At 39.8% G+C, this 23,470-nt stretch carries 26 protein-coding genes and 1 pseudogene; 17 read left to right on the top strand and 10 right to left on the bottom strand.

Annotated features, from left to right (window positions below):
• Positions 1-12: 12 nt before the first annotated feature.
• From ACXM0J_RS06260 to gmk, 3 genes and pseudogenes are all read right to left on the bottom strand, one after another.
• Positions 13-165, bottom strand: a pseudogene (locus ACXM0J_RS06260) (hypothetical protein).
• A 38-nt stretch (positions 166-203) separates the two neighbouring features.
• Positions 204-482 (bottom strand): DNA-directed RNA polymerase subunit omega, encoded by a 279-nt coding sequence (gene rpoZ / locus ACXM0J_RS06255; protein WP_002116990.1) that lies wholly within the window; start codon positions 480-482, stop codon positions 204-206.
• A 72-nt stretch (positions 483-554) separates the two neighbouring features.
• Positions 555-1,184, bottom strand: coding sequence for a guanylate kinase (gene gmk, locus ACXM0J_RS06250; RefSeq protein WP_005804544.1), 630 nt, complete (start codon positions 1,182-1,184; stop codon positions 555-557).
• Between the two features lie 122 nt (positions 1,185-1,306).
• Here gmk and ispH point away from each other — a divergent pair, with 122 nt between their 5' ends.
• The 12 genes from ispH (at position 1,307) to rplS (ending at position 12,395) form a co-directional block, all read left to right on the top strand.
• Entirely contained in the window at positions 1,307-2,257 is a 951-nt protein-coding gene (ispH, locus tag ACXM0J_RS06245) for a 4-hydroxy-3-methylbut-2-enyl diphosphate reductase (protein ID WP_002116992.1), read from the top strand.
• Between the two features lie 169 nt (positions 2,258-2,426).
• Positions 2,427-2,900 carry a pilus assembly FimT family protein gene (locus ACXM0J_RS06240; RefSeq protein WP_086265009.1) on the top strand — a complete coding sequence of 158 codons (474 nt, stop codon included), beginning with the start codon at positions 2,427-2,429 and terminating at the stop codon, positions 2,898-2,900.
• Positions 2,894-3,454, top strand: a complete 561-nt coding sequence (gene pilV / locus ACXM0J_RS06235) for a type IV pilus modification protein PilV (protein WP_086265008.1) — start codon at positions 2,894-2,896, stop codon at positions 3,452-3,454. The genes ACXM0J_RS06240 and pilV overlap by 7 nt, the downstream gene beginning before the upstream one ends.
• Entirely contained in the window at positions 3,454-4,455 is a 1,002-nt protein-coding gene (locus ACXM0J_RS06230) for a PilW family protein (protein ID WP_086265007.1), read from the top strand. Before pilV ends, ACXM0J_RS06230 begins: the two co-directional genes overlap by 1 nt.
• Positions 4,452-5,261: a PilX N-terminal domain-containing pilus assembly protein gene (locus tag ACXM0J_RS06225; RefSeq protein ID WP_086265006.1), complete on the top strand. Its 810-nt coding sequence runs from the start codon at positions 4,452-4,454 to the stop codon at positions 5,259-5,261. Before ACXM0J_RS06230 ends, ACXM0J_RS06225 begins: the two co-directional genes overlap by 4 nt.
• 11 nt (positions 5,262-5,272) lie before the next feature.
• Positions 5,273-9,127 (top strand): PilC/PilY family type IV pilus protein, encoded by a 3,855-nt coding sequence (locus ACXM0J_RS06220; protein WP_213034399.1) that lies wholly within the window; start codon positions 5,273-5,275, stop codon positions 9,125-9,127.
• A 10-nt stretch (positions 9,128-9,137) separates the two neighbouring features.
• Positions 9,138-9,620 carry a type IV pilin protein gene (locus ACXM0J_RS06215; protein ID WP_086265004.1) on the top strand — a complete coding sequence of 161 codons (483 nt, stop codon included), beginning with the start codon at positions 9,138-9,140 and terminating at the stop codon, positions 9,618-9,620.
• Positions 9,617-10,042, top strand: a complete 426-nt coding sequence (locus ACXM0J_RS06210) for a type IV pilin protein (protein ID WP_086265003.1) — start codon at positions 9,617-9,619, stop codon at positions 10,040-10,042. Before ACXM0J_RS06215 ends, ACXM0J_RS06210 begins: the two co-directional genes overlap by 4 nt.
• A gap of 147 nt (positions 10,043-10,189) precedes the next feature.
• A complete protein-coding gene (gene rpsP / locus ACXM0J_RS06205) occupies positions 10,190-10,441 on the top strand; it encodes a 30S ribosomal protein S16 (RefSeq protein WP_000260334.1) in 252 nt (83 codons plus the stop codon).
• A gap of 19 nt (positions 10,442-10,460) precedes the next feature.
• A complete protein-coding gene (rimM, locus tag ACXM0J_RS06200; RefSeq protein ID WP_002116736.1) occupies positions 10,461-11,009 on the top strand; it encodes a ribosome maturation factor RimM in 549 nt (182 codons plus the stop codon).
• A gap of 42 nt (positions 11,010-11,051) precedes the next feature.
• Positions 11,052-11,807, top strand: a complete 756-nt coding sequence (gene trmD, locus ACXM0J_RS06195) for a tRNA (guanosine(37)-N1)-methyltransferase TrmD (protein ID WP_086265002.1) — start codon at positions 11,052-11,054, stop codon at positions 11,805-11,807.
• Between the two features lie 219 nt (positions 11,808-12,026).
• A complete protein-coding gene (gene rplS, locus ACXM0J_RS06190; protein ID WP_002116654.1) occupies positions 12,027-12,395 on the top strand; it encodes a 50S ribosomal protein L19 in 369 nt (122 codons plus the stop codon).
• A gap of 49 nt (positions 12,396-12,444) precedes the next feature.
• Here the strand turns inward: rplS and ACXM0J_RS06185 are convergent, their stop codons facing one another.
• Positions 12,445-13,386: a lipase family alpha/beta hydrolase gene (locus ACXM0J_RS06185; RefSeq protein ID WP_081325856.1), complete on the bottom strand. Its 942-nt coding sequence runs from the start codon at positions 13,384-13,386 to the stop codon at positions 12,445-12,447.
• Positions 13,387-13,501: 115 nt separating this feature from the next.
• The gene (locus tag ACXM0J_RS06180; RefSeq protein ID WP_479750340.1) at positions 13,502-14,533 is read right to left on the bottom strand and encodes a lipase secretion chaperone; all 1,032 of its coding nucleotides are present in this window, start codon (positions 14,531-14,533) and stop codon (positions 13,502-13,504) included.
• Between the two features lie 153 nt (positions 14,534-14,686).
• Between ACXM0J_RS06180 and truB the strand changes: the two genes are divergently transcribed.
• The 3 genes from truB (at position 14,687) to ACXM0J_RS06165 (ending at position 17,043) form a co-directional block, all read left to right on the top strand.
• Positions 14,687-15,592 carry a tRNA pseudouridine(55) synthase TruB gene (gene truB, locus ACXM0J_RS06175; RefSeq protein ID WP_002116937.1) on the top strand — a complete coding sequence of 302 codons (906 nt, stop codon included), beginning with the start codon at positions 14,687-14,689 and terminating at the stop codon, positions 15,590-15,592.
• Positions 15,593-15,611: 19 nt separating this feature from the next.
• Positions 15,612-16,388, top strand: a complete 777-nt coding sequence (locus tag ACXM0J_RS06170; RefSeq protein ID WP_081404667.1) for a sulfite exporter TauE/SafE family protein — start codon at positions 15,612-15,614, stop codon at positions 16,386-16,388.
• A gap of 211 nt (positions 16,389-16,599) precedes the next feature.
• Positions 16,600-17,043, top strand: coding sequence for a hemerythrin domain-containing protein (locus tag ACXM0J_RS06165; RefSeq protein WP_086265000.1), 444 nt, complete (start codon positions 16,600-16,602; stop codon positions 17,041-17,043).
• A gap of 7 nt (positions 17,044-17,050) precedes the next feature.
• Here ACXM0J_RS06165 and ACXM0J_RS06160 read toward each other — a convergent pair whose 3' ends face one another.
• The 3 genes from ACXM0J_RS06160 to serA form a co-directional block, all read right to left on the bottom strand.
• Positions 17,051-17,914 carry an EamA family transporter gene (locus ACXM0J_RS06160; protein ID WP_005067148.1) on the bottom strand — a complete coding sequence of 288 codons (864 nt, stop codon included), beginning with the start codon at positions 17,912-17,914 and terminating at the stop codon, positions 17,051-17,053.
• A 90-nt stretch (positions 17,915-18,004) separates the two neighbouring features.
• Positions 18,005-18,889 (bottom strand): EamA family transporter, encoded by an 885-nt coding sequence (locus ACXM0J_RS06155; RefSeq protein WP_086264999.1) that lies wholly within the window; start codon positions 18,887-18,889, stop codon positions 18,005-18,007.
• 98 nt (positions 18,890-18,987) lie between these two features.
• Positions 18,988-20,220 carry a phosphoglycerate dehydrogenase gene (serA, locus tag ACXM0J_RS06150; RefSeq protein WP_002116919.1) on the bottom strand — a complete coding sequence of 411 codons (1,233 nt, stop codon included), beginning with the start codon at positions 20,218-20,220 and terminating at the stop codon, positions 18,988-18,990.
• Positions 20,221-20,598: 378 nt separating this feature from the next.
• Between serA and ACXM0J_RS06145 the strand changes: the two genes are divergently transcribed.
• Both ACXM0J_RS06145 and ACXM0J_RS06140 read left to right on the top strand, forming a co-directional pair.
• Complete coding sequence (locus ACXM0J_RS06145) at positions 20,599-22,008, top strand: FAD-binding oxidoreductase (RefSeq protein WP_002116692.1); 1,410 nt, start codon at positions 20,599-20,601, stop codon at positions 22,006-22,008.
• 94 nt (positions 22,009-22,102) lie between these two features.
• A complete protein-coding gene (locus ACXM0J_RS06140; protein ID WP_017400479.1) occupies positions 22,103-22,471 on the top strand; it encodes a hypothetical protein in 369 nt (122 codons plus the stop codon).
• A 45-nt stretch (positions 22,472-22,516) separates the two neighbouring features.
• On the opposite strand, the gene ACXM0J_RS06135 is transcribed toward ACXM0J_RS06140, so the two are convergent.
• Both ACXM0J_RS06135 and ACXM0J_RS06130 read right to left on the bottom strand, forming a co-directional pair.
• Positions 22,517-22,831 (bottom strand): putative quinol monooxygenase, encoded by a 315-nt coding sequence (locus ACXM0J_RS06135; protein ID WP_032004859.1) that lies wholly within the window; start codon positions 22,829-22,831, stop codon positions 22,517-22,519.
• A 13-nt stretch (positions 22,832-22,844) separates the two neighbouring features.
• Complete coding sequence (locus ACXM0J_RS06130) at positions 22,845-23,432, bottom strand: NAD(P)H-dependent oxidoreductase (protein WP_017481707.1); 588 nt, start codon at positions 23,430-23,432, stop codon at positions 22,845-22,847.
• Positions 23,433-23,470: the final 38 nt, after the last annotated feature.

Genomic DNA, 23,470 nt, shown 5'->3' with positions numbered 1-23,470 from the left:
CCCTTTTTCCTATTACTGAAAAACTAAATCTATCTGCTTCTTAATGAAAAGCATATTGCGGAACTTGTCAATTTTTTCATTTGAAAAACTGTATTTTTTTTTCAATGAAAATAATTGCTTTTCTCAATATCTTTAAATATGGCGCAAAGCCAAATAAAAAACCATCGCAGAAAAACGATGGTTTTTTTATGAAACAGAGTGAATTAGAAAGAAAAACCTTCTAAATTCAAGCTGTTTGTAGAAAGGGCAAGATCAAGACTAGAAGTTTGGTAATCTTGCTCACGTTGTTTAAGAATTTCTTTCGTAACGTGCCCTGCCGCGATTTCGCGCAAAGAAACTACAGTCGGTTTGTCGTTATCCCATTCTACAGTTGGCTCCATGCCTTGACGTGCCAATTGACGAGCACGTTTACTTGCAACGAGCACAAGCTCAAAACGGTTGTCTACATGATCTAAACAATCTTCAACGGTGACGCGTGCCATAAAAGTTCTCGTTTTGGAATGGTGAATTTGAACAGACTAAATAGTATAAAAGGCTTTCGATCTAGACTCAAGTTATTCCTGTTTTGGTTGAGGAGTAATCAAGTCCTGAATTAAAGCTTGATGACGTTTTGCTTGCTGAGATAGCACCAAACGGTTCGCTGTAATTACAGCTTCAAGCTCATGTAAGGCTTTATTAAAATCATCATTGATAATGATGTAATCAAAGTTCGTGTAGTGCTGCATATCTTCTACTGCACAGCTTAAACGATGCTCAATGACTTCAACTGAGTCAGTGCCGCGATTAGATAAACGCTGACGTAGATCAAATTGAGTTGGAGGTAAAATAAATATTTGCTTGGATTCAGGGAAAAGCTTGCGTACTTGTTCTGCACCTTGCCAATCAATTTCAAGTAAAACATCGTGTCCTTGAGCTAACTGTTGTTTTACCGTAGCTTGAGAAGTGCCATAGTAGTTACCAAATACTTCAGCGTATTCGATAAATCCATCATGGTTGACTTGGTCTAGAAATTCATCTTTTGTAGTGAAGTGATAGTGAACACCATCTAACTCACCGGGACGTTGACCTCGGGTTGTATGTGAGACTGAAACATGTAAATTGCTCACACGGTCAAGCAGGGCTTTCACCAAAGATGTTTTGCCCGTTCCTGATGCAGCAGAAACGACAAACAATAGACCCGACATGATATTTTTCCTGATATGATAAAATATCTTCGCTATTGTAGTGTACCGTGCGTTTAAACTGAATAGTTTTAATTGCAAATATTCAAGAGAAATTCCCCTGTTTTATTAATTTTGAGGCTGTTATGGAAATTGTGTTAGCTAATCCGCGTGGTTTTTGTGCCGGTGTTGATCGAGCCATAGCAATCGTCAATCGGGCTTTAGAATGTTTCAACCCTCCTATTTATGTACGTCATGAAGTTGTACACAATAAATTTGTGGTAGATGACCTACGTCAAAGAGGGGCCGTTTTTGTTGATGAACTAGATCAGGTTCCGGATGACTCAATTGTAATTTTTAGTGCGCACGGTGTTTCAAAAGCAGTTCAACAAGAAGCTGAACGCCGAGGTTTAAAAGTTTTCGATGCGACTTGTCCTTTAGTGACCAAAGTTCATATTGAAGTGACTAAATATGCGCGTGAAGGTACTGAAGCGATTTTAATTGGTCATGAAGGGCACCCGGAAGTCGAAGGTACAATGGGGCAATATGACAAATTAAAAGGCGGTGATATTTATCTGGTTGAAGATGAAGAAGATGTTGCTGCACTTACCGTACGACATCCGGAGAAACTTGCATTTGTAACTCAAACAACGCTTTCTATTGATGATACAGCTAAGGTTATTGATGCTTTGCGTGCAAAATTTCCGCATATTCAGGGCCCACGTAAAGATGACATTTGCTACGCAACTCAAAACAGACAAGATGCTGTGCGTGATTTAGCTGAAAAGTGTGATGTGGTTTTAGTTGTAGGTTCACCTAACTCATCAAACTCAAATCGATTACGTGAGCTTGCAGAGCGTATGGGTAAAGCCGCTTACCTTGTAGATAATGCTGATCAGTTAGAGCAATCATGGTTCAATGAAACTTGCAAAATTGGTGTTACCGCTGGTGCTTCTGCGCCAGAAATTTTGATTAAACAAGTGATTCAACGTTTACAAGATTGGGGGGCTCAAGCACCGAAAGAATTAGATGGGCGTGAAGAGAACATAACTTTTAGTCTTCCTAAAGAATTACGCATTCATGTGACTCAAGCGTAAAGTGTGATGTGTTTAACACACTGATTTTAAAAATTTAAACAGATAATTGTTGATGTGACAGTTATCTGTTTTTTTATACCCTTTATCTGCTTTGTATTTGTTTTGTAAACATAAGACGTAAAATTTAATTAATAAATAAAAAATTTTAAAGTTTATTTGGGGTGTGGGGATGAGGGGAATTATTGCGCAAGACGGGTTCACCTTGGTTGAACTTATGGTGACGATTGCGGTCATGGCTATTATCGCGATGATGGCTGCACCATCTATGTCGAATTTATTAGAAAGCAAACGACTAGATGGAAACCAACGAGATCTAATCAATACTTTATCGGAAGCAAAGAGCCAAGCCATACTTGGTCGACAAGACGTTTCTATTAATCTGAATTCAACAGCTTTAAATACTCCCACTTCCTTGAATTGGAAAGCTGATTCCAATAACAGTCTTGAGCTTAAAAATATCGCTGCTGATGGTACGCAGAGTTCGTTAACAGCGACGACTTTAACTTTTAATGCGAATGGGGTGATAACCAATATCGCCCAAGACACACTTTTCTCTATCTGTAATTCAAAAATAAATAAAAAGAAAATTCTTATTTTAACAAAGCTTGGCATATTAATTTTTAAAGCTGAGGAGACATGTTAATGCAGGGCTCTAAACAAAAAGCTCAAGTTGGGGTGGGTTTATTAGAAGTGTTGGTTGCCCTAATTTTAATTGCGATAGGGGTTTTAGGATATATTGCCTTGCAAGTCCGAGCTATGGATGCTTCTTCAGAGGCATTAAGTAAATCTCAAGCGATTATGATCATGAGAGGATTAGCAGAAAACATTCGCGTAAATAGTTCTCAAGCTAGTCAGTATCCTGCATTTGTCCGTAGTTATAGCAACTATTCATCTGCCACCACTGCTCCTACTTTGTGTTTCAATGCAGCTTGTACACCTTCTCAGCTTGCCCAATTTGATGCATATCAAGCAGCAAGAAATGCTGATCAACTTGGCATGAAAATCACAATGACGAATTGCCCAGGGGTTACAAGCACAATGGCCCAGCAGAGGCAATGTTTGTTTGTTTTTTGGGGAAAAACCGCTCCAGTAATTACAACAAATGAGCGAGTCACTAGCGCGGATGTGTCGAGTTGTATGAGTACAAATGGCGTTTATGTCAATAATTCGAACTGTTTAATGATGGAGGCATATTAATGGCTCACTCATTTGTATCATTGAAGCAGCGAGGCTTTACATTAATTGAGCTAATGGTTGCATTGGCTTTAGGTCTAATTTTGGTAGCCGCGGCGACTCAATTATTTATTGGTGGACTTCTATCAAGCCGTCTACAAAAAGCAAATGCTGAAATACAAGATAGCGGTATTTTTGGTTTGGAATATATTGCCCGTGATATACGCCTTCTAAATTATGGAAATGTAACCAACCCAATATTAACTGATACAACCCCTTGGGGCGGTGTTGTATTAACTGGCTCCACTGCAACAAATAACAACAATGTTAATTTTGTCCCTAACGTGGGAACAAATACCTATATTGCTGACACATTACTTAGTCGTGGTGCTGGCGATACGGTGAGTACCGTGAGTAATCACTGGAAAGGTCTTTCAAATATACAGAACAGTTCAAATGCAGCTGTGCAAAGTGATCAGCTGACTATCCAATTTATTGCGCCTACGAATATGACCAATTGTGAAGGTGTAAATGTACTTGCAGGAGATTTAATTGTAGAGCGTTATTTTTTACGTCTGGATAGTAATGGTAGTTCCCAGCAAGATTATGCACTTGCATGTGATGCAAATACTCCCTCGGCTGTAGCCACAGCTCAACCGACCACTATTGCTGGGTTGGGCGACGCTGGTCAAATTGTATTGCCGCGTATTGACCATTTTCATGTGCTGTTTGGTGCAAAAAATGCGGCTGGCAATTTTGCTTATTATACCATTCCCCAATATCGCGCTGCTGCACAGGCTGCACGAGATGCCACACCATCTGTGATGCCGCCACGAATTCTTTCAATACAAATATCTGTATTAGCGCGCTCTACTAATAATGCCCAAAACAAAGCAATAGATCCTGCGCAATCTTTTCTTATGTTAGATCAAACCGTGCATGCTTCTGATAATACAACTCGATTCTTACGCCGCACTTATAACTTAACAATTGCTCTACGCAATGCGATGGGGGAAAGTCTATGACCCATTTAATTCATAAAAGTCGATCTAAAGAAAAAGGGGCAACCCTTATTGTTGTACTGATTATTTTATTGATTGTTATTTCTGTAGGCGTTTTAGCAATAAGAGTGGCTATTGTTTCTTTAAAAGTTGCTACGAATAGCCAAGTTAGCCAATTAAATTTTCAGTCATCTGACACTCCTTTAGAACTCATTGTGCAGATGAATCCTACTACCCTAACTAATATTACTAATGTGATTGGTGCCGCGCTTAAAGAGCATGAAAGTAACCCGGGTGCAGAGTACAATTTTTGTTATAAGCCTGTTTCTACATCAACAAATTTTGCTCAGACCAGAGGCGCAAGTTTACTTCGAGCAGGAAGTGCCAATAATGCGGTTGTCGAAGATGGCGGAGTGGCGGGTTTCTGCAATTTAACAAGTGACTATGGTAGTAATCGTCAAGCAGTGGTTACCCAAGTTGCTGTAAGTGTTCCAACAGATGCTGCTAGCGATATTCCAGGTTCAAATTTACCACGAGGAACAAACACCTCGGAAGGTACGCAACTTCCTAAAAGCATGTTGTCTACGCAACGTATTCGAGTGATTACAACTGCTTTTTTACCAGCCTATGCTTCTACCTCTATTGAAACTTTACAAAGAGATTGCTTAAGCACGAGTTCGGCAAAAATTAGTGATAATTTTGATACCGCATTAACGGCTAAACAAACATTGGCGGAGTGTTTGGCAAATCATAACGTGCCTTTTAGTACTCAAGTTCAAGAATTTAACTATACCAATAAACTCACTCAAATTACGGCACCAGGTTCATAACGGGGAATATCGTGAAAATAAAATTGAAGAATTTTAAGCCAAATAATTTATGGTATGCCATCTGTTCGAGTTCGGTTGCTTTTACATGGCTAATGACAAGCTCCGTTGTGCAGGCGAGTGATTTACAAATTTATGCTTCACCTACAGCTGGTAAAAAAACCATTGTGATGATGTTGGATACATCAGGAAGTATGACTAACAATAGTTATGGTGAAAACCGTCTGGCCATGCTTAAAAATGGTATGAATGCTTTTTTAGCAAGTAATAATCCTGTTTTAAATGATACTCGTGTGGGGTTGGGAAATTTCTCTGCAAATGGTGATAGCCGAAGTGGACAAATTTTGGTGGCCGCTGCTCCCTTAGGGGACGCGAGTACTTTAAATACAGTGGGTTCTCAGCGTTATAAATTAAAACAGGCTGTTGCAAATTTAACTGCTGGCGGGTCAACGCCTTCGGCTCATGCTTATGCGGAAGCCGCTGCTTATTTGATGGGTACAACGACTTATTCAGAGGCGAATTATGCTATCCGAAAAGATAGCTATATAAAGCGTGTGCGAAAATCTGATAATAGAACGGAATACTCATATTGTACGAATTATCGTGATTCACAAATCGATACCACAAATCTATGGCAACCTTGTCGCTCTAATAACTATTGGAGTAACTGGTCAACTTCTAATCCAGGTGTGGATGCGGCAACTGCTTATGATACTTCGTCGGATTGGACTTATTCTTATACTTATTACTACACCACCTTTAATTATGCTGTAGCAAATGCAGATAGTGGTATCCCAAAATCAAAATCAAACGATACAGCCAGCAATCCGAATATTGTTGTAGATAGAAATGCCTCTAATTTAAATGCTATTTACCAATCTCCTTTGCCTGCGGTAGCCAATCGCCAGAGTTGTGATGGGCAAGGTATCTACTTTTTATCAGATGGGGAGCCTAACAATACAACAAATACGCGTTCGGCAACTGTCATGTCGACAGCCCTAGGCAGCACTTTGGGAGCAAATTTTACTTGTTCTGGAGGTTTGTCTAACACGACAGCAGACTCTGGTTGGGCTTGTATGGGGGAATTTGCAAAAAGATTATTTGATAAAACAAAAAACCCAGCTGGAGTTTCTATTCAAACAGCATTTGTCGGTTTTGGTAGTGACTTTTCTAGTTTAAGTTCTTCTGATGTAAAAAATGCCTGTCGTTTAAGTTCGAGAACCCAATCTGATCGTAAAAGTGATGATAATTGTTCGCCGAATCAGACCACAAATGCGGTCGCTGCACCTGGTTATGGAAATGGAGGATTTTTCCCTACCCAAAGTGCGCAAGGTGTAACAGATAGTGTTATCGCATTTATTAATAACTTAGATAAAGTTCCTTTAGAACCCTTAACCACAGGTGCTATCTCTGTTCCTTATGATGCACTAAATCCTAAAAATTTACAGGAATATGGTTACTTACGTGCTTTTGAGCCAAACCCGGCTAACACCTACTTAACATGGCGAGGAAATTTAAAGAAATATCATGTTGTTTTATCGGGAACAAATGCTGGCGCTTTTGAAGCTAATACTGGTGGGTTGGTTTACAACGCAACTGGGGCATTTAGAACGGGTACAAAAGATTATTGGAATAGCTCTACTTATAATGATGGAGGTAAAGTCTTTTTTGGTGGTTCATTTGCAAAAGTTCCTTTACCAATTGCGGGACAAAATGAAACACGTGATGAAGAAGGAAATATCACAAAATATTATTACGCAGTACAAACTAAAATCCGCAACTTATTTACTGATGTTTCCGCCGTCGCATCAGATGGTAGCTTAACGAAGCTATCAACTTCTGGAGCTAATTTGCTAAAAATTCCAGCTACTCCACCAGAAGGAACTAATCCTTTTGATAGTGTGGCTAATACAGCAAGTTATGTTTTAGGAAAATTTAATGCATCAACGGGACAAGATATTTTAAAAGCTTTCCCGATTAGCTTGAAATTAAAAATATTAAATTATCTAGGTTACTCAACTGATATTAGCGCTACGACTTTACCTTCGTCATTAGTTACATCGAATGAACCATATTTATCGATGGGCGGTAGTATTCACTCTTTACCGGTACAGCTTACCTATAATGGAACATTAGATGAAAATGGGAATTTAACATCTGCGCGTGAACAATCCATTCTTTATGGAACGATGGAAGGTGGTCTGCATATTGTGGATGCCTCAACAGGGGTAGAACAAATGGCTTTCGTTCCCGCTGATATATTAAATGATCCAGTTGCATCAAAAGCTTTAGTGGTTGGCCAAAGTGATGCCTCAGCTCCTGCTTACGGTATGGATGGGGCTTGGGTATCTGACCCTGCATATAGTATTACTACAACGGGAAGCGGTAGCTCAGCAGTATCAAAAGTAACTGCAAAGCAAATGAATATTTATGGTGGTATGCGAATGGGGGGCAGCAGCTATTATGGCTTAAATGTCTTAAATCCTGCTTCACCTAAGCTCCTGTTTAGAGTAGGAGCAGATCAAACTGATTATAGTCGTATGGGGCAGAGTTGGTCTAAACCTGTACTTGCAAATATACGTTATAACGGGGTTATTAAACGGGTTATGATTGTTGCTGGTGGCTACGACCAATGTTATGAAAACCCGAATATTACTTTGAGTAACTCTTGCTTTACGAATGGAAAAGCAAAAGGGAACGCTGTTTATATTATTGATGCTAAAACTGGGCAGCGCTTATGGTGGACTAGTGATACAGGCTCTAATATAGATAACTCTAATATGAAGCACAGTATTGTTAGTCGCATTAGTACCTTAGATCGAGATGCTGATGGTTTGGTAGACCATTTATATTTTGGCGATTTAGGCGGGCAAATTTTCCGTATCGATCTTAATAATAACCAGACAAAAACAAATTCAACTTATAGCAGTTTCGGGGTGCGAGTTGTTCGATTAGCTAATTTAGCAACGAATGACTCAACTTATGATGCTTCGAATGACTATACCGCTGGGAATGCGCCGCGTTTTTATGAACCGCCAACAGTGACAATTCACGATTACGGAATCCGCACTTTTATTACTGTAGGTATTGCTTCAGGTGACCGTAGTACACCTTTAGATGTTTATCCGCTTACAGGTCGTGAGGGGATGTCACCGAGCACGGCATTAAGCGGAAGACCTGTAAACAACGTTTATGGAATTATCGACAAAGACTTTATTAAAAAGAACTTAATGTCTTTAACAGATAGCCAGCTTGAAACAAAAGATATTACTCGATCGACGCTTCGAAAAAATCCACAAATTTTACGATCTGGAGAAACTCGAGTAGCACAGATTTTCTTTCCCAACACTGGGGCGGGACAAAATGGTTGGTATCGCTCGCTTTCTAGTATGAGCGATGGTACCGAGAAAGCTAATAATAGTTTCCGTATTAAAGGTGGGCTAAAAGCTTTTGAAGAGCCTATGGCAATTACAGGGACTTTAATTGTGCCTGTTTATGACCCGCAGGGAACAGGTATTGTAGCGGCAGATCCATGTTTACCCCGTGTAGTAGGTGAAACGGATCAACAGACTTACTGTTTACCATTTGGTGCCTGTCTTAATTCTGATGGAACGATTAATCGTGATAAAGAAGAGGATAGCGGGTTTCAAACACAAACGGGTAGTAACTGCCCAGCAGGAGTTTCTGAATGTAATAAAAACGTTATTGGCTCAGGTATCCGTGGCGTAGCATTTGTGCCAAAAAGAGATGAACCTCCAGTGACTAATAGTTGTGGAAAATTACAACTGGCTGGAAACGAGAGTGGAACAGGCGAGTGGCAGTGTACAAGTCATTTAGTTCCTACGCGTTGGTATGAGCGTTATCGCTAAGGGATTATTTATGAATAAATACTATATCCAGCGGTTTAATCAGGGTGTTACCTTGATTGAACTCATGGTTGTCATCATGATTGTCGCTATTTTTGCTTCGATTGCTATCCCTTCATATCAAAGTTATAGCCGCAGAGCGACTGCCTCTGCTGCTAAAGGTGAAATTCTAAAATTGGCAGAACAGTTGGAACGACATAAATCCAAGAACTTTACCTATAGAGGATTTACGACCACATCTGTAACGTTACCACGGAGTGGTTATACAATTGAAATTAGTGATGATACGACGACAGGAAATTTATTGACGAATGCTGCTGCAAATGGGCAAACATGGGTCATTAAAGCGACAACTACAGATTCAAGAAACTTTAATTTTATTGCTAAGAATTCAGGTTTGCGTTGCCAAAGTTTAACAGCTACGGCTGTTGATAATGACTGTGGTGGAACAGTCACTTGCAATGTATGTGAAACAAATAGTGAGAATTGGCAATGAAGAATGGTTTTACCTTAATAGAACTCATGATTGTAGTAGCAATAATTGCAATTTTAGCAGCTATAGCGACACCTTCGTATTTGCAGTATTTACGCAAAGGACATCGTACAGCTGTTCAATCTGAAATGATGAATATTGCCCAAACATTAGAATCAGAAAAAGTAGTTCACAATCGTTATCCGTCGAATGCGACGATTACTTCGATTTATGGGTCTAGTGTCAGCCCTCAACAAGGCCAAGCCTTATATAACTTAGCTTTTGCTAGCATAACTGATTCAAGCTGGGTGTTAACTGCTACACCTATTGCTACTAGTTCTCAAGCTGGTGATGGGATCATTTGTCTTAATGATCAAGGGCAAAAATTTTGGGCAAAAGGTGCAACGAATTGTGCGTTATCTGCCGCATCAAATTGGCTACAGTAATTTTAAATTCAAAACTGCGGATAACTCAAAAAATAATCTTTCTTTCAGGGCGAAAATCACGTAGAATGTCGCCCTCTATGAAAGGGGTTTGAAGTGTTGCCGATGGTCGGCGCAGGGATAATCCGTAAGAATTATAAGGCTTTTATCATGGTTGTTATTCGTTTAGCACGTGGCGGCGCAAAAAAACGTCCATTCTATCAAATCGTTGTGACTGACAGCCGCAATGCACGTGATGGTCGTTTCATCGAGCGTATCGGTTTCTTTAACCCGACTGCACAAGGTCAAGCAGAAAAACTTCGTTTAGACGCAGACCGTTTTGCTCACTGGGTTTCTCAAGGTGCTCAACCTTCTGAACGTGTTGCTTCTTTAGCTGCTCAAGCTAAAAAAGCTACTGCATAATTTTTGTAGTAGGTAGCCCATGACATCAACACAGAATGTTCCCGAAGATCGTATTCAGATTGGACAGTTACGTTCAGCTTATGGATTGAATGGGTGGCTCTGGGTGTATTCAAATACAGAACCTATGAGCAACATGTTTGACTACCTGCCTTGGTACATTGAGACCAAGGCCGGTTGGCAAACAATAGATGTAAAACGTTGGAAACCACATGGCAAAGGCCTAGTTGTTGCGTTGAAAGGTGTGAGTGATCGCACTGGAGCGGAAAGCTTGGTTGGCGCTAATATCTGGATTGCTAAGTCTCAACTGCCAAAAGCAGATGTAGATGAGTACTACTGGTCAGATTTAAAAGGCTTAACTGTGTTAGGTCTTGATGAAGAAGAACAGGAAGTAAACTTAGGGAAAATTCATGAGTTGTTTGAAACTGGAGCTAATGATGTGATGGTGGTGCATGCTACCCCTGACAGCATTGATTCAGAAGAGCGCATGATTCCTTGGCATAAAGATGTAGTACAACGTGTTGATCTTGAAGCTGGTCGTATTTACGTCAATTGGGGCGTAGATTATTAATCCCTTTAGGATTAATACAGCAGGAAAATAGAGGAGTCTGTAATGTTTTTTGCAGTCATTACGCTTTTTCCTGAAATGTTTGAAGCGATTACAGCCTACGGCATCAGCGGACGTGCGGCAAAACGAGATATTGTACAAGTCACTTGTATTAATCCTCGTGATTTTGCTGAGGGAAACTACAGAAGAGTGGATGAACGTCCATTTGGTGGTGGCCCCGGTATGGTGATGATGGCTGAGCCTTTGGCGAAAGCAATTTCATATGCCAAACAGCTTGCCTCACAAGCAGGACATGTTAATGTCCCTGTGGTGTATATGTCCCCACAAGGCAAAACCTTAAATGAACAGGCAGTAAAGCAGTTTGTCGATTATGACGGCTTAATCGTACTGTGTGGACGTTATGAGGGAGTAGATGAACGTTTGATCCAGCATTATGTTGACCAAGAATGGTCAATTGGTGATTATGTTTTATCTGGTGGTGAACTGCCCGCTATGGTGTTACTTGACAGTATTATTCGCCGTTTGCCGAATGTAATGTCAGATGAACAATCAGCAGTACAAGATTCTTTTGTTGACGGTCTTTTAGATTGTCCGCAATATACAAAGCCTGACCATTTTGAAGGGCTGGATGTGCCAGAGGTATTAAAATCTGGACATCATGGCAATATTGAAAAATGGCGTTTTTTGCAGCGATATCAAAGAACTCTAGAGCGCCGACCAGAGTTGGTTGAAAACGTAGAGTTGACTAAGCAGCAAAAAAAATGGCTAAAAGATACGCAAGTGAATAACGGTAACTCTTAATCGTTATTCTCAAGAACGAAAGTTCTGCAACAAGACGAGAAGCAATGCTTCGAGTTAAAGCATAATTCTATTTAATGAATAGTTTTATGTAAATTTAAAGGCTCTTTATAGACATATTGTCGTAAAGGGAAAGATAAACGGGTTGATATGCGCTTTAGCCTCTATCCCCAGCGGAAATTCAGACCTCTTCTGACTCCGCACATATTGGAGATTCCCACAATGAGTGGTAAACATCCTTTAGTTCAAGCTGTTGAAAATGCACAGTTAAAATCTGATATCCCTGCTTTTGCTCCTGGTGACACTGTCATCGTTCAAGTAAAAGTAAAAGAGGGTGACCGTGAACGTCTTCAAGCATTTGAAGGTGTTGTAATCGCTAAGAAAAACCGTGGTTTGAACTCTGCGTTCACAGTACGTAAAATTTCTAGCGGTGTTGGTGTTGAGCGTGTATTCCAAACTCACTCACCAGTTGTTGCTAAAATCGAAGTGAAACGTCGTGGTGACGTTCGTCGTGCTAAACTTTACTACCTTCGTGACTTGTCTGGTAAAGCTGCACGTATTCGTGAAAAATTACCAGCTCGTAAAGCGTAAGCTTATAGCGAGTAAAAAAATGCGCCTTTTGGCGCATTTTTTTTAAAAACTATAGTCCTTGAAGTTTCAGACGATTTGCATGTTGACGGTAAACCGAGACAGGATCGGAAGCAAAAATAGAACGTATACCAAGCACTTGGTTCACTTCATCTAAATGATTCCAGTTGTAATCATCACGAATTGTTTTACCAAATTTGGCACTGCATCGGGAAACAAGTCCATCATTATCACCAAATGGATCGACCACTAAACTGCTACCTGTAAGAGCAATATCAAATGGATCTAATGGATTGGTCAGCGCTTTATTCCCTGAGAAAGAATACATATAAATGCCTTTCTCTTGATATGTCCCTTCACCACAAGAAGTAGTTGGTACACCCATAGGGAACTGAGCATTAAATTGAGCTGAACCTTGAGTTGATAAGCTATGAGCACCTGCTAAAGAGTCGTGAGGATAGCTTGTTGGGTCTAGTCCTCCTGCCCAAGTAATTGCTGCTGAAAACCAGTTTACTAACGTTGCTATTCCAGACAGAGGAGTACCCTCAACTTTCAGTATAACATCTGCCATTGGTGATCCCTTATGAGGTGCACCTATCGTGGTGAGTGAGGCAACTTTCTCTGGCATGATGCCGGCCACATAACGAATTGTCGGGCCCCCATGGCTATGACCGATCAAGTTGACTTTAGGCTTACCGGTAATAGCAATGATCTCTTCTACTTGCTGGGCAAGTTGTTCACCACGCACTTCTGTTGAGTTAAAAGGTGACACTCTGGTTGCCCAGACATTTCCTCCATTACGAGCAAGATCCGGAAGAATTTGGTACCAGTAATCGAGACCAAGTGTATCTGTCCCAACTCGGTTAAAACCTGCCATACCGTGGTTAAAAACCAGTGGATATTTGGTTTGTGCGTAAGATGAATAGACGAACGAGTTTTTAACTTGTTCAGCATTGGTGGCATGGGCCGCTGAAATACTCAATCCTGAGAGCATTGCAGCGCAAAAAAACGTTAACTTCCTTTTCATTTTTTACTCACTATTTTTATTTTGTATGAAAAGCAGCTTCTTACTGCTAGTGCTTGTTTAGCCAGTCCCTAATAGGAAAGACTTAATAATTAAATGGCAGTTCACCTCCCTGATCATGGACCGTTTCAAAAGTTCGAAGTCTTAATTGTTCTTGTGCTGAATTAAATTGTTGTTGCCGTAATTGTTGTATGGCTTGATTTTTAGCACTATCACTCATATTGCTTTTAATAATTTCATCTCGTCCACTTAGGTAGCTTGTGACCCTCTGCTGCCAAGCACTACGCTGCGTATCTAAAGTTTCTAGCCTTTGAGTTGCTTCAGCTCCGACGAGTGCTGTACGCATTTGTCTAAGCTCTTCTGCTGAACCATGACGAGCTTTAATTTGTTTGGTCAGTGTATGTAAGTCATCGAGTTTAGAAAGTTCTTGTAGGTTTTGTTGCCAGTTTTCTGGTAGCTGTTCAAAGCGTTCTTTAAGCTTTTGAGCCGTTTCAATTTCGTTTAAAGAAGAGTCCTCAAGTATTTGCATACGATCTAGCGTGTAGTTCTGATAGATATCTTCATTTGAGAAGAGCCCTTCAATTTCAGCGGCCGAAAAGAAACGTTTTCTTAGATCTTGAATTGAATTAAAGATTTTTTGAAAGTAATTTTTATCTTGTTGTTTTGACGAGGGCGTTTGGATTTGAGCAAGCTGTTCACGATATTTTAAGTAGCGACCCCATAAATCCAGAATCTGTGAGCGAGCTGGCTCTAAATATTTTCCCTGAATAAATTGTCCAAAGTGATTTTTAATTTGCTCTAAATCATTTTCTCCATATTGGGTAATAAAATATTCAAAGCAGTCACGAGTTTGACTGTTAACAACCAAATGTTGGGAACTATCAATTTTTAACTGACAGTTAACTTCAGTATCTTGCTGACTTTTACTATGGTAAGCATCTGCATTTAGCGATGAATGATTTGTAGGTGGAATAGATGCTAAGCTTTTAGCTTCGTTCTGATTTAGTTGAGTCGATGTATTTTTTGATTCTGGGCTTAGCCAATATACACATGCAATGAGGCCCAAAATAAAAAATCCGAGCACGCACCACAATACCTTCTTCTGCATCCCTTGCATAAAGATATCTTCCTTAAGTTTTAATTTGTTGTTTTTTTACTCGATCATTAATGTGCCATAAAATAAGTGAAAAGGCACCTAAATATTGTGAAAATATCTTGCCGAATTTGCTAACATGTCGGCACTTTTTTCTAGCTTTGTGTTCCAGTAAAAATGACGACAAAAAATCAAAAAATTTCTCGTCGCCATATCAGTGGTGTATTTCTATTAAATAAACCATTAGGCTTAAGTTCAAATGCGGCTTTGCAAAAAGTGCGTTGGTTATATCGCGCCCAAAAAGCAGGCCATACTGGAGCGTTAGACCCCTTGGCGACAGGTTTGCTCCCGATTTGTTTGGGAGAGGCGACCAAGTTCTCACATTATTTGCTGGACTCAACAAAGCGTTATCAAACCACTGTTCGATTGGGACAGACCACTACAACAGGTGATGTGGAAGGGGAGATTTTACAAGAGCGTCCTATTCCGGTGCTTAGCCAAGAACTTATTGAACAAACCTTAGAGAAATTTAGAGGAGATATTCAACAAGTTCCACCCATGTATTCGGCTTTGAAAAAAGAAGGTAAGCCGTTATATGAGTTGGCGAGAAAAGGTATAGAGATTGAGCGTGAAGCGCGTCCAGTCACGATTTATGCTTTAGAGCTTATTGAGTTTACCGAAAATAGTATCACTCTGGATGTAACCTGCTCTAAAGGTACATACATCCGTGTACTAGGTGAAGATATTGGTGAAGCACTTGGTTGTGGTGGACATTTAACGATGCTAAATCGGACTCAAACAGGACATTTTGAGCTTATACCGAGTTATACCATTGAATATCTGGAAAGTTTAACAGAAGAGCAAAGAGAAGCTTTGCTACTTCCAGTTTATGCACCAGTTGACCATTTCCTAAAAATTCAAGTTCCGGAAGGGCGTGAAAAATATTTTTGCAACGGTTTAGAAAGCAATATTGAGCATTCAGCAGAAGCAGAAGTTTTGGTGTTTTCAGGTGAGCGCTGTTTAGGCTTAGCCGAGATTACCGATAAAAAACGGTTGGTACCTAAGCGTATCTTAAATTTGTAGTAGATGTAGAGTATAGAGCATGGGCATGGAATGGGATGTTATCCTTAGTTTGATCTTTTTTGCGTTTACTGCAGGAGCAATTGATGCTGCTGTAGGCGGCGGTGGACTCATCCAGATTCCCGGGATCATGAGCACTTTTCCTAACATGTCGACTGCTACGGTGATTGGTACCAATAAAGTCTCATCCATTTTTGGTACTGCATCGGCGGCTTATACATTTGCTAAAAAAGTAAAGTTGCAATGGAAGCTTCTAGCAGTTATTGCCATTTGTGCCTTGATTAGTTCTTTTGCCGGCGCGGCATGCTTATCACTTATTCCTCAATCGGTATTGCGTCCTTTCGTTTTCGTAATGTTGATTGTGATTGCGATTTATACCCTAGTTAAAAAGAACTTCGGTCAAGTTCATACCGAGCAAAAAATTACCACGAAAATGTTAATTTTAGCTGCTATTGGTAGTTTGGCGATTGGTTTTTACGACGGTATTTTTGGGCCGGGTACTGGCAGTTTCTTTATTTTCTTCTTTATCCGTTTTTTACAAGTTGATTTCTTGCATGCTTCAGCTTTGTCAAAAATCGGTAATTTTATGACTAACTTAGCTGCGCTGAGTTTTCTCATCCCAACTGGTCACGCTATTTTACATATTGGTTTAATGATGGCAGCGGCTAACGTACTTGGTTCTATTGTTGGGGTACGTACCGCGCTTAAGTACGGTAGTGGTTTTGTGCGTATTATCTTTTTAATCTTGGTGAGTATTCTGATTTGCCGTTTGGGCTATCAAATGTTTGTTACGGGTTAAATAAGATTGAAAGTATGAGCTGTCCCTAAAATGCAGTTCATACTTTTATGTATCATTTAAAGCTAGAAATATAAAAATCATTACAGAAATTTACTAGAAAGAAAACTGTGTAAAAAATAGTCTCATTTTAAGCTACTTAAACTTTATAAATTTCAACGTATGATAAACCTTGAAATAAAAAAGATTTTTTAGCTAAAAAATGAGGAAGAGAATGAATATTTTCGAAGTATTAAGAGAAAGCCATGAAAATCAACGTAACCTTTCTGAACAACTTATTCAGACACATGGTTTAACTGAAGAAAGAAAAGAACTATTTGATGCATTAAAAAATGAACTTTATGCCCATTCAGTTGCCGAAGATCGTTATTTATATATTCCTTTAATGTTTGACGATGTCGGTTTAGATATTACGAGACATGCTTTATCTGAGCATCACGAAATGGATGAGTTGGTTGAGCAGCTCGAAAAAACCGATATGAGTAGCCCAAGCTGGTTAGCAACTGCCAAACAGTTGAGTGAAAAAGTCCATCATCATTTAAAAGAAGAAGAACATAAATTTTTCCAGCAAGCTGGAAAAATTCTTAAAGACAGCGAAAAAGAAACGCTGGGTAATAAATATTTAAAGGAATATAAAAAGTATAAAAAGCAGCAGTAGATTAAACCTACGCAGCTTTTTTAGTACTTCTTAAAGTAACACCAATAGAGGCCAGCATTACGCAAGCCAAAGCCACCCATTGCAGCATGCTGATTTCTTCGTGAAGTAATAAGAAACCCGTTAATGCTGCCAATGCTGGTGCTAAACTCGTTAGAGTCCCATAAGTTAATTTATTAAGTTGTTTGAGAGCCATTAAGTCGAGTGCATATGGAATTGCCGTTGCTAATACCGCAATAAGTAAGGCTTTACCCCAGTACTGTGTTTCAAGTAATGCAGGAGCATTGTGCCAGATTCCAATTGGCAATAAGGCAAGTGCAGATACACCGATCCCAATCGTTAATGCATGCATCCCGATATTTTGGGTCACAACTTTATGACCGAAATAGATATAGAAGGCCCAGCAAAGTCCGGCACCTAGCGCACATGCTGCACCTACATACGAGAAATGGTGTTGAATGGGGTTTTGCCAAGGTACCATGAGTGCAATGCCTAACATGGCCAGTGCTACCCAAATGTAGTCGCTCTTTTGTTTAATAGAAAGAAGCGCAAGACCCAATGGACCAATAAACTCTAATCCAACAGCAATACCTTGGGGTAGTTTTCCAAGTGAGGTATAAAATAGGATATTCATTAAGCCTAAAGAAGCGCAGTACATCAATAAATCACGCCATTTTAAATAGGGTAAGCGTGACCAGATTTTCCAAGATCGGAACATAATTGCGACAATAACCGTTGCAAAACTCAGCCTTAAAACTGTAACGGTGAGAGGGTCTAATGTTGCAATGAGCTGTTTGGCAAATGAAGCGCTGATTTGATATGAGACCATAGACAAAATCATATACAGCACAGCAATAATTGGAAGATTTTGCATGGAAAATACTCTAGCGCTTCATCTGATGTCTAAAAATAATGGTGGACAATTATAACGAATACTATGTTTTAGCTGGCAGATTTCATTAAATTAACTTGCTGCTTTTTCACGTTCTTGGCGAGCTTTTTGGGTGGTTACGGTACAACCAACAGAGGCAGTGATAATGGTTGCAAGTGCTAGCCATTGATTCCATAAAAGATATTCACCCAAGAAGATAAATCCAGATAGTGCTGCAACTGCGGGCTCTAGGCTCATCAATGTTCCAAAGCTTAAAGGTGTCAAATTGCGCAGTGCTAACATTTCTAAAGAGAATGGGAGAGCACTGGCTAAAATGGCCAAACCAATAAAATAAAAAAGATAGGGAAGTTCAATCACTTGACCAATCGAGCCTGAAAAAAAGGTAATGGGTAATAAGATGCATGCACCTACACTCATTCCTAAACACACCGTATGATTACCAGAAATACCAGAAGGTTTCTGCCCGGCAATAATGTAAAGTGCCCAACAAGACCCTGCACTAATTGCAAATAAAACGCCGATCCAATCTAAACTATGTGCTTGATTAAAAGGGAAAAGTAAAATCAGCCCAATAATTGCGAAGCTGACCCAAACGAAATCATATTTTTGACGTGCGTGATATAACGCCACACTTAAAGGGCCAATAAATTCAAAAGCAACCGCAATTCCAATCGGTAAACGTTCGATCGACAGATAAAATAAGGCGTTCATACCTGCAAGCGCAAATCCATAAGCTAAGATTGCTTTCCAGCGAACCTGACTAAAATTAATTCGCCAAATTTGAAAAATAATCGCAAGAATAATTGCACCTAAACATAGGCGCATTGCTGAAACAGTCAGTACAGGAAAGTTCTGAAACAGAATTTTAGCTAAAGATGCACTGCTTTGTACGCTTAGCATAGCGAGGATGAGAAAACCCAAAGCATGTAGCTGAGATTTCTGGCTTAGAGTGGACATTTTATTATTTGATCGATTGGTATACTTTTCACATGATAATGTAAATGCCCATAAAAAAGCCACAGACAATGCTGTGGCTTTTGAATTTACAGTTCGTATTAGAACAATACGCGCACGCGAATTGTACCTTCAACTTCATGCAACATATCTAAAGCTTCTTGAGAAGCAGAAGCGTCAACATCCATGACGAGGTAACCGATGTCACCTTTAGTCATAAGTGACTGACCAGAAATGTTGATGCCTTGTTCAGCAAACAAGTTGTTGATTTTAGACAATACACCTGGCACGTTTTTGTGGATGTGCAATAAACGGTGTTGACCAGCTGTCAATGGTAATGCGATTTCCGGGAAGTTCACCGCAGAAAGTGTCATACCTTTGTCAGAGTAAGCAACAAATTTCTCTGCAACTTCTAAACCAATGTTTGCTTGCGCTTCCATGGTTGAACCACCAACGTGAGGAGTTAAAATCACGTTGTCTAAGCCGCGAAGTGGAGATTGGAATTCTTCACCATTTGCTTTTGGTTCTTTCGGGAATACGTCAACCGCTGCACCAGCAATATGACCAGACTTGATTGCATCAGCTAAATCTTCAATCACTACACATGTACCACGCGCAGCATTTAAGAAGATCGCGCCTTCTTTCATTTTCGCAAATTGTTCTTTAGTGAAGAAGTTACGTGTAGACGGAACATCTGGCACATGCAACGTTACAACATCTGCAGTTGCTAAAAGTTCATCTAGAGAACCAACTTGGCGAGCATTACCCATTGGTAATTTGGTTACTGCATCATAATAAATAACATGCATGCCCATGCTTTCAGCAAGAACTGAAAGTTGAGAACCGATGGAACCGTAACCCACAATACCTAAAGTTTTGCCACGAGTTTCAAAAGAACCGACAGCAGACTTGTCCCAACCACCACGATGACAAGCCGCCGATTTTTCTGGAACACGGCGAAGAAGAAGAATTGTTTCAGCAAGTACAAGCTCTGCAACCGAACGCGTATTTGAATACGGTGCGTTGAATACAGGAATACCACGTGCCATTGCTGCTTTAAGATCAACTTGGTTTGTTCCGATACAGAAACAGCCTACAGCGATCAATTTATTTGCAGCTTCGAAAACTTCTTCAGTCAATTGGGTACGCGAACGAATACCAATAAAGTGAGCATCTTTAATTGCTTCTTTAAGTGCTTCGCCTTCAAGAGCAGTTTTACGATAGTCAATATTGGTGTAACCCGCAGCGTTTAAAGTATCGACTGCGTTTTGGTGAACGCCTTCTAACAAAAGGAAACGGATTTTATCTTTAGGTAGTGAAAGATGTTGGCTCATTACGGCTCCGCTACAAAGGCCAAATTTGGTGGCGGTATAATAACATACTGGGCAGCGCTATAGATATTTCGTTTATACCATCGCCTTATGGCAATTTTATCTATGTCTAATCACTTCTGTTTATGGCTTGTCGAGCATTTTAAAATATGCTTGGTAGGGGGATAAATGTGATTTTTCTATGAAAGCCCTATAGAAAGCATTTATTTACGTTAAACATGTTTTGTAGTGACAGTATCTCTATTCTGAACTTTATCGCTTGCGCGGATACATGTAGAATATAGGAGTTCCTTGAACATTATGGCTTTGCTCAGGTGAGAACCTTGAGAATTATGAGGTCATAGTCCCACCACAGTTTACTTCTTGCTAGGTCTGCAAACGATGAATGCTCCAGTCGCTTTAACACCTGAGTTACTCACCCAATTAACAGCAATTGTCGGTGAAAACCGTATTAAAACTGATGCTGATAGTCTCGAAAACTGGGGTAAAGATCATACCAAGCATTTTAATCCGAACCCATCGGTCATCGTTTTTCCTTCAACGACTGAACAAGTTCAGGCGGTTGTTAAGCTTGCGAACCAGTTTAATGTTGCGATTACACCGTCAGGTGGTCGTACTGGTCTCTCTGCTGGTGCGGTAGCAACCAATGGTGAAATTGTCATTAGCATGGACAAAATGAACCAAATTCTTGAGTTCTTCCCAGCAGACCGTATGGTTCGAGTGCAAGCTGGTGTTGTGACTGAGCAATTGCAGAATTATGCAGAAGAACAAGGCATGTATTATCCAGTGGACTTTGCATCCGCAGGTTCTAGCCAGATTGGCGGTAATATCGGAACAAATGCCGGCGGTATTAAAGTCATTAAATATGGTATGACACGTAACTGGGTACTTGGCTTAACCGTAGTGACTGGTAAAGGTGACATCCTGCGTTTAAACAAAGGCATGGTTAAAAATGCAACTGGTTATGCATTACAGCATTTGTTTATTGGTGGTGAGGGTACATTAGGTTTAGTGACCGAAGCTGAAATTAAACTTGAGCGTCAACCACAAAACTTACAAGTTTTAGTTTTAGGTGTTCCTGATTTTGATGCGGTAATGCCTGTATTACATGCATTCCAAAAAGACATCGACTTAACTGCATTTGAGTTCTTTGGTGAACTTGCAATGCAAAAAGTTTTAGATCATGGACATGTACAACGCCCATTTGAAACACAATGCCCGTTCTATGTATTACTTGAGTTTGAAGCACCATATGAGCCGATTCTCGATAAAGCAATGGAAATTTTCGAGCATTGTATGGAGCAGGGTTGGGTACTTGATGGTGTAATGAGCCAGAGCCTTGACCAAGTAGAAAGCTTATGGCGTTTACGCGAAGATATTTCTGAATCAATCGCACCATTTATTCCATATAAAAATGATATCTCAGTATTAATTACTCACGTACCTGCATTTATTCGTGAAATTGACGCGATTGTTCAAGAAAACTATCCAGATTTTGAAATTTGCTGGTTTGGCCATATTGGTGACGGTAACTTGCACTTAAATATTTTAAAACCTGAAAACTTAACCAAAGATGAGTTCTTTGCGAAATGTCAGGTGGTTAATAAATATGTGTTTGATACTGTTAAAAAATACGACGGTTCAATCTCTGCTGAACATGGTGTAGGCATGACGAAAAAGCCATATTTGGAATATTCACGTTCGCCTGAAGAAATTGAATATATGAAAGCTTTGAAAAAAGTATTTGACCCGAATGGTTTGATGAACCCAGGTAAATTGTTTGATCTTTAAATTATATCTATTTTGTAGGACTACATAGTTTCTACAGAGTAACCGACAAAGCCATAGCATCATAAAGCTATGGCTTTTATTTTGGGTGATAAAAATGCAACGTTTATTTTTAATTTCAGCGCTTTGTGCTGGGCTTTTCACTGGGTGTGCGACGACCAGTAAATTAATTCCTTTTGTGGGTTCGGAAACTCCGATGCAACAAGTACTTAAAGCCCAGCCTGAGATCGTAAAAGAGCATAACAATACCTCAGTTCAGCAAGTATTTAACCGAGTAGAATCTCCAACAGTTTCCCGTATTACCGTTATCCAAACAGGTTTAATGGATGATTCTGTTTCTGCAATCCGAACAGAATATTCATTTAAGCTGGTTGATGAAAAGTGGCAATTGCAAAATAAGCAAAAGAGCTATCAATGCGCGAGAGGGAAAGGGTCTAGAGGTTTTCAAACTCAGCTTTGCTCTTAAAAATAAAAAAGACGATAAATATATCGTCTTTTTTTATAGTCTAAATTATACGCCGCTTTCTAAAATTTTAATTTTGACGTCAACGACATCATCTTTGACTGCTTCATGATGCGCTTGCATATGAGGCGTCGCTAAATGCGCTTCAAGATGGGCAACACTTTCCCATTTTTCCAACATCACAATAATGTCTGGGTCTTTGTTTTGGAAGCTTGCATTTGAGATGTGGTCAACTAAAGGTTCATAACCATGGCAACCATCTTCTGCTAAAACAGTTGGAATGATTTTTTGAAAGGCATCCAATACGTTCTGGCGATGCTGTCCACCCGATTTAGTACGAATTTCCGCAATAATGGTTAGCATGGATTTCTCCTTATTAGGCTGCTGCAAATACAGTATTTAAGTGTGCTTTATATTCTTCAACATAACTATCAACGTCAGGCATTTTAATCACGTCATTTACAATAAATGTCGGAAGGGTGCTCATGCCTAAGAACTGATTGGCTTTATGAAATGGTAAATAAACGCCATCTACACCTACGCCGTGGAAGAATTGATCTGTATCTTCAAATGCTTCCATTGGAGCATTCCAAGTCAATGACAGCATATATTTTTTGTCATGAATTAAACCACCTGAACCATATTTTTTTGAGGCATCAGAACGGCTACGCCCATCACTTGCATAAAGTGAACCATGACCAGTGGTAAAGACATCATCAATGTACTTTTTGACCGTCCAAGGTGCGCCCATCCACCAGCCTGGCATTTGATAAATAACAACATCTGCCCATAAGTATTTTTCAACTTCACTTTCAGCATCATAATTGCTGTCTGCACGGGTGACTTGAACTTCGTGGCCGAGTTCCGTGAGATGTGTCGTTGCAAGGGTGGTTAATGTGTCATTTAATTCACCGTTTGAGTGGGCAAATTGTTTAGCACCATTAATCACTAAAATCTTACTCATGGAGGTTGCTCTCATTAAATTCCTGTATTTGACGCATA

Source organism: Acinetobacter sp. GRABPA_MV_2 (assembly GCF_056725885.1).
This window is presented reverse-complemented; position numbering and strand designations above follow the sequence as displayed.

Bases quoted from the DNA above. Each gene is read 5' to 3' on its own strand.
- rpoZ (WP_002116990.1), bottom strand. From the start codon at position 482: ATGGCACGCGTCACCGTTGAAGATTGTTTAGATCATGTAGACAACCGT.
- gmk (WP_005804544.1), bottom strand. From the start codon at position 1,184: ATGTCGGGTCTATTGTTTGTCGTTTCTGCTGCATCAGGAACGGGCAAA.
- ispH (WP_002116992.1), top strand. From the start codon at position 1,307: ATGGAAATTGTGTTAGCTAATCCGCGTGGTTTTTGTGCCGGTGTTGAT.
- ACXM0J_RS06240 (WP_086265009.1), top strand. From the start codon at position 2,427: ATGAGGGGAATTATTGCGCAAGACGGGTTCACCTTGGTTGAACTTATG.
- pilV (WP_086265008.1), top strand. From the start codon at position 2,894: ATGTTAATGCAGGGCTCTAAACAAAAAGCTCAAGTTGGGGTGGGTTTA.
- ACXM0J_RS06230 (WP_086265007.1), top strand. From the start codon at position 3,454: ATGGCTCACTCATTTGTATCATTGAAGCAGCGAGGCTTTACATTAATT.
- ACXM0J_RS06225 (WP_086265006.1), top strand. From the start codon at position 4,452: ATGACCCATTTAATTCATAAAAGTCGATCTAAAGAAAAAGGGGCAACC.
- ACXM0J_RS06215 (WP_086265004.1), top strand. From the start codon at position 9,138: ATGAATAAATACTATATCCAGCGGTTTAATCAGGGTGTTACCTTGATT.
- ACXM0J_RS06210 (WP_086265003.1), top strand. From the start codon at position 9,617: ATGAAGAATGGTTTTACCTTAATAGAACTCATGATTGTAGTAGCAATA.
- rpsP (WP_000260334.1), top strand. From the start codon at position 10,190: ATGGTTGTTATTCGTTTAGCACGTGGCGGCGCAAAAAAACGTCCATTC.
- rimM (WP_002116736.1), top strand. From the start codon at position 10,461: ATGACATCAACACAGAATGTTCCCGAAGATCGTATTCAGATTGGACAG.
- trmD (WP_086265002.1), top strand. From the start codon at position 11,052: ATGTTTTTTGCAGTCATTACGCTTTTTCCTGAAATGTTTGAAGCGATT.
- rplS (WP_002116654.1), top strand. From the start codon at position 12,027: ATGAGTGGTAAACATCCTTTAGTTCAAGCTGTTGAAAATGCACAGTTA.
- ACXM0J_RS06185 (WP_081325856.1), bottom strand. From the start codon at position 13,386: ATGCTCTCAGGATTGAGTATTTCAGCGGCCCATGCCACCAATGCTGAA.
- ACXM0J_RS06180 (WP_479750340.1), bottom strand. From the start codon at position 14,533: ATGCAAGGGATGCAGAAGAAGGTATTGTGGTGCGTGCTCGGATTTTTT.
- truB (WP_002116937.1), top strand. From the start codon at position 14,687: ATGACGACAAAAAATCAAAAAATTTCTCGTCGCCATATCAGTGGTGTA.
- ACXM0J_RS06170 (WP_081404667.1), top strand. From the start codon at position 15,612: ATGGGCATGGAATGGGATGTTATCCTTAGTTTGATCTTTTTTGCGTTT.
- ACXM0J_RS06165 (WP_086265000.1), top strand. From the start codon at position 16,600: ATGAATATTTTCGAAGTATTAAGAGAAAGCCATGAAAATCAACGTAAC.
- ACXM0J_RS06160 (WP_005067148.1), bottom strand. From the start codon at position 17,914: ATGCAAAATCTTCCAATTATTGCTGTGCTGTATATGATTTTGTCTATG.
- ACXM0J_RS06155 (WP_086264999.1), bottom strand. From the start codon at position 18,889: ATGTCCACTCTAAGCCAGAAATCTCAGCTACATGCTTTGGGTTTTCTC.
- serA (WP_002116919.1), bottom strand. From the start codon at position 20,220: ATGAGCCAACATCTTTCACTACCTAAAGATAAAATCCGTTTCCTTTTG.
- ACXM0J_RS06145 (WP_002116692.1), top strand. From the start codon at position 20,599: ATGAATGCTCCAGTCGCTTTAACACCTGAGTTACTCACCCAATTAACA.
- ACXM0J_RS06140 (WP_017400479.1), top strand. From the start codon at position 22,103: ATGCAACGTTTATTTTTAATTTCAGCGCTTTGTGCTGGGCTTTTCACT.
- ACXM0J_RS06135 (WP_032004859.1), bottom strand. From the start codon at position 22,831: ATGCTAACCATTATTGCGGAAATTCGTACTAAATCGGGTGGACAGCAT.
- ACXM0J_RS06130 (WP_017481707.1), bottom strand. From the start codon at position 23,432: ATGAGTAAGATTTTAGTGATTAATGGTGCTAAACAATTTGCCCACTCA.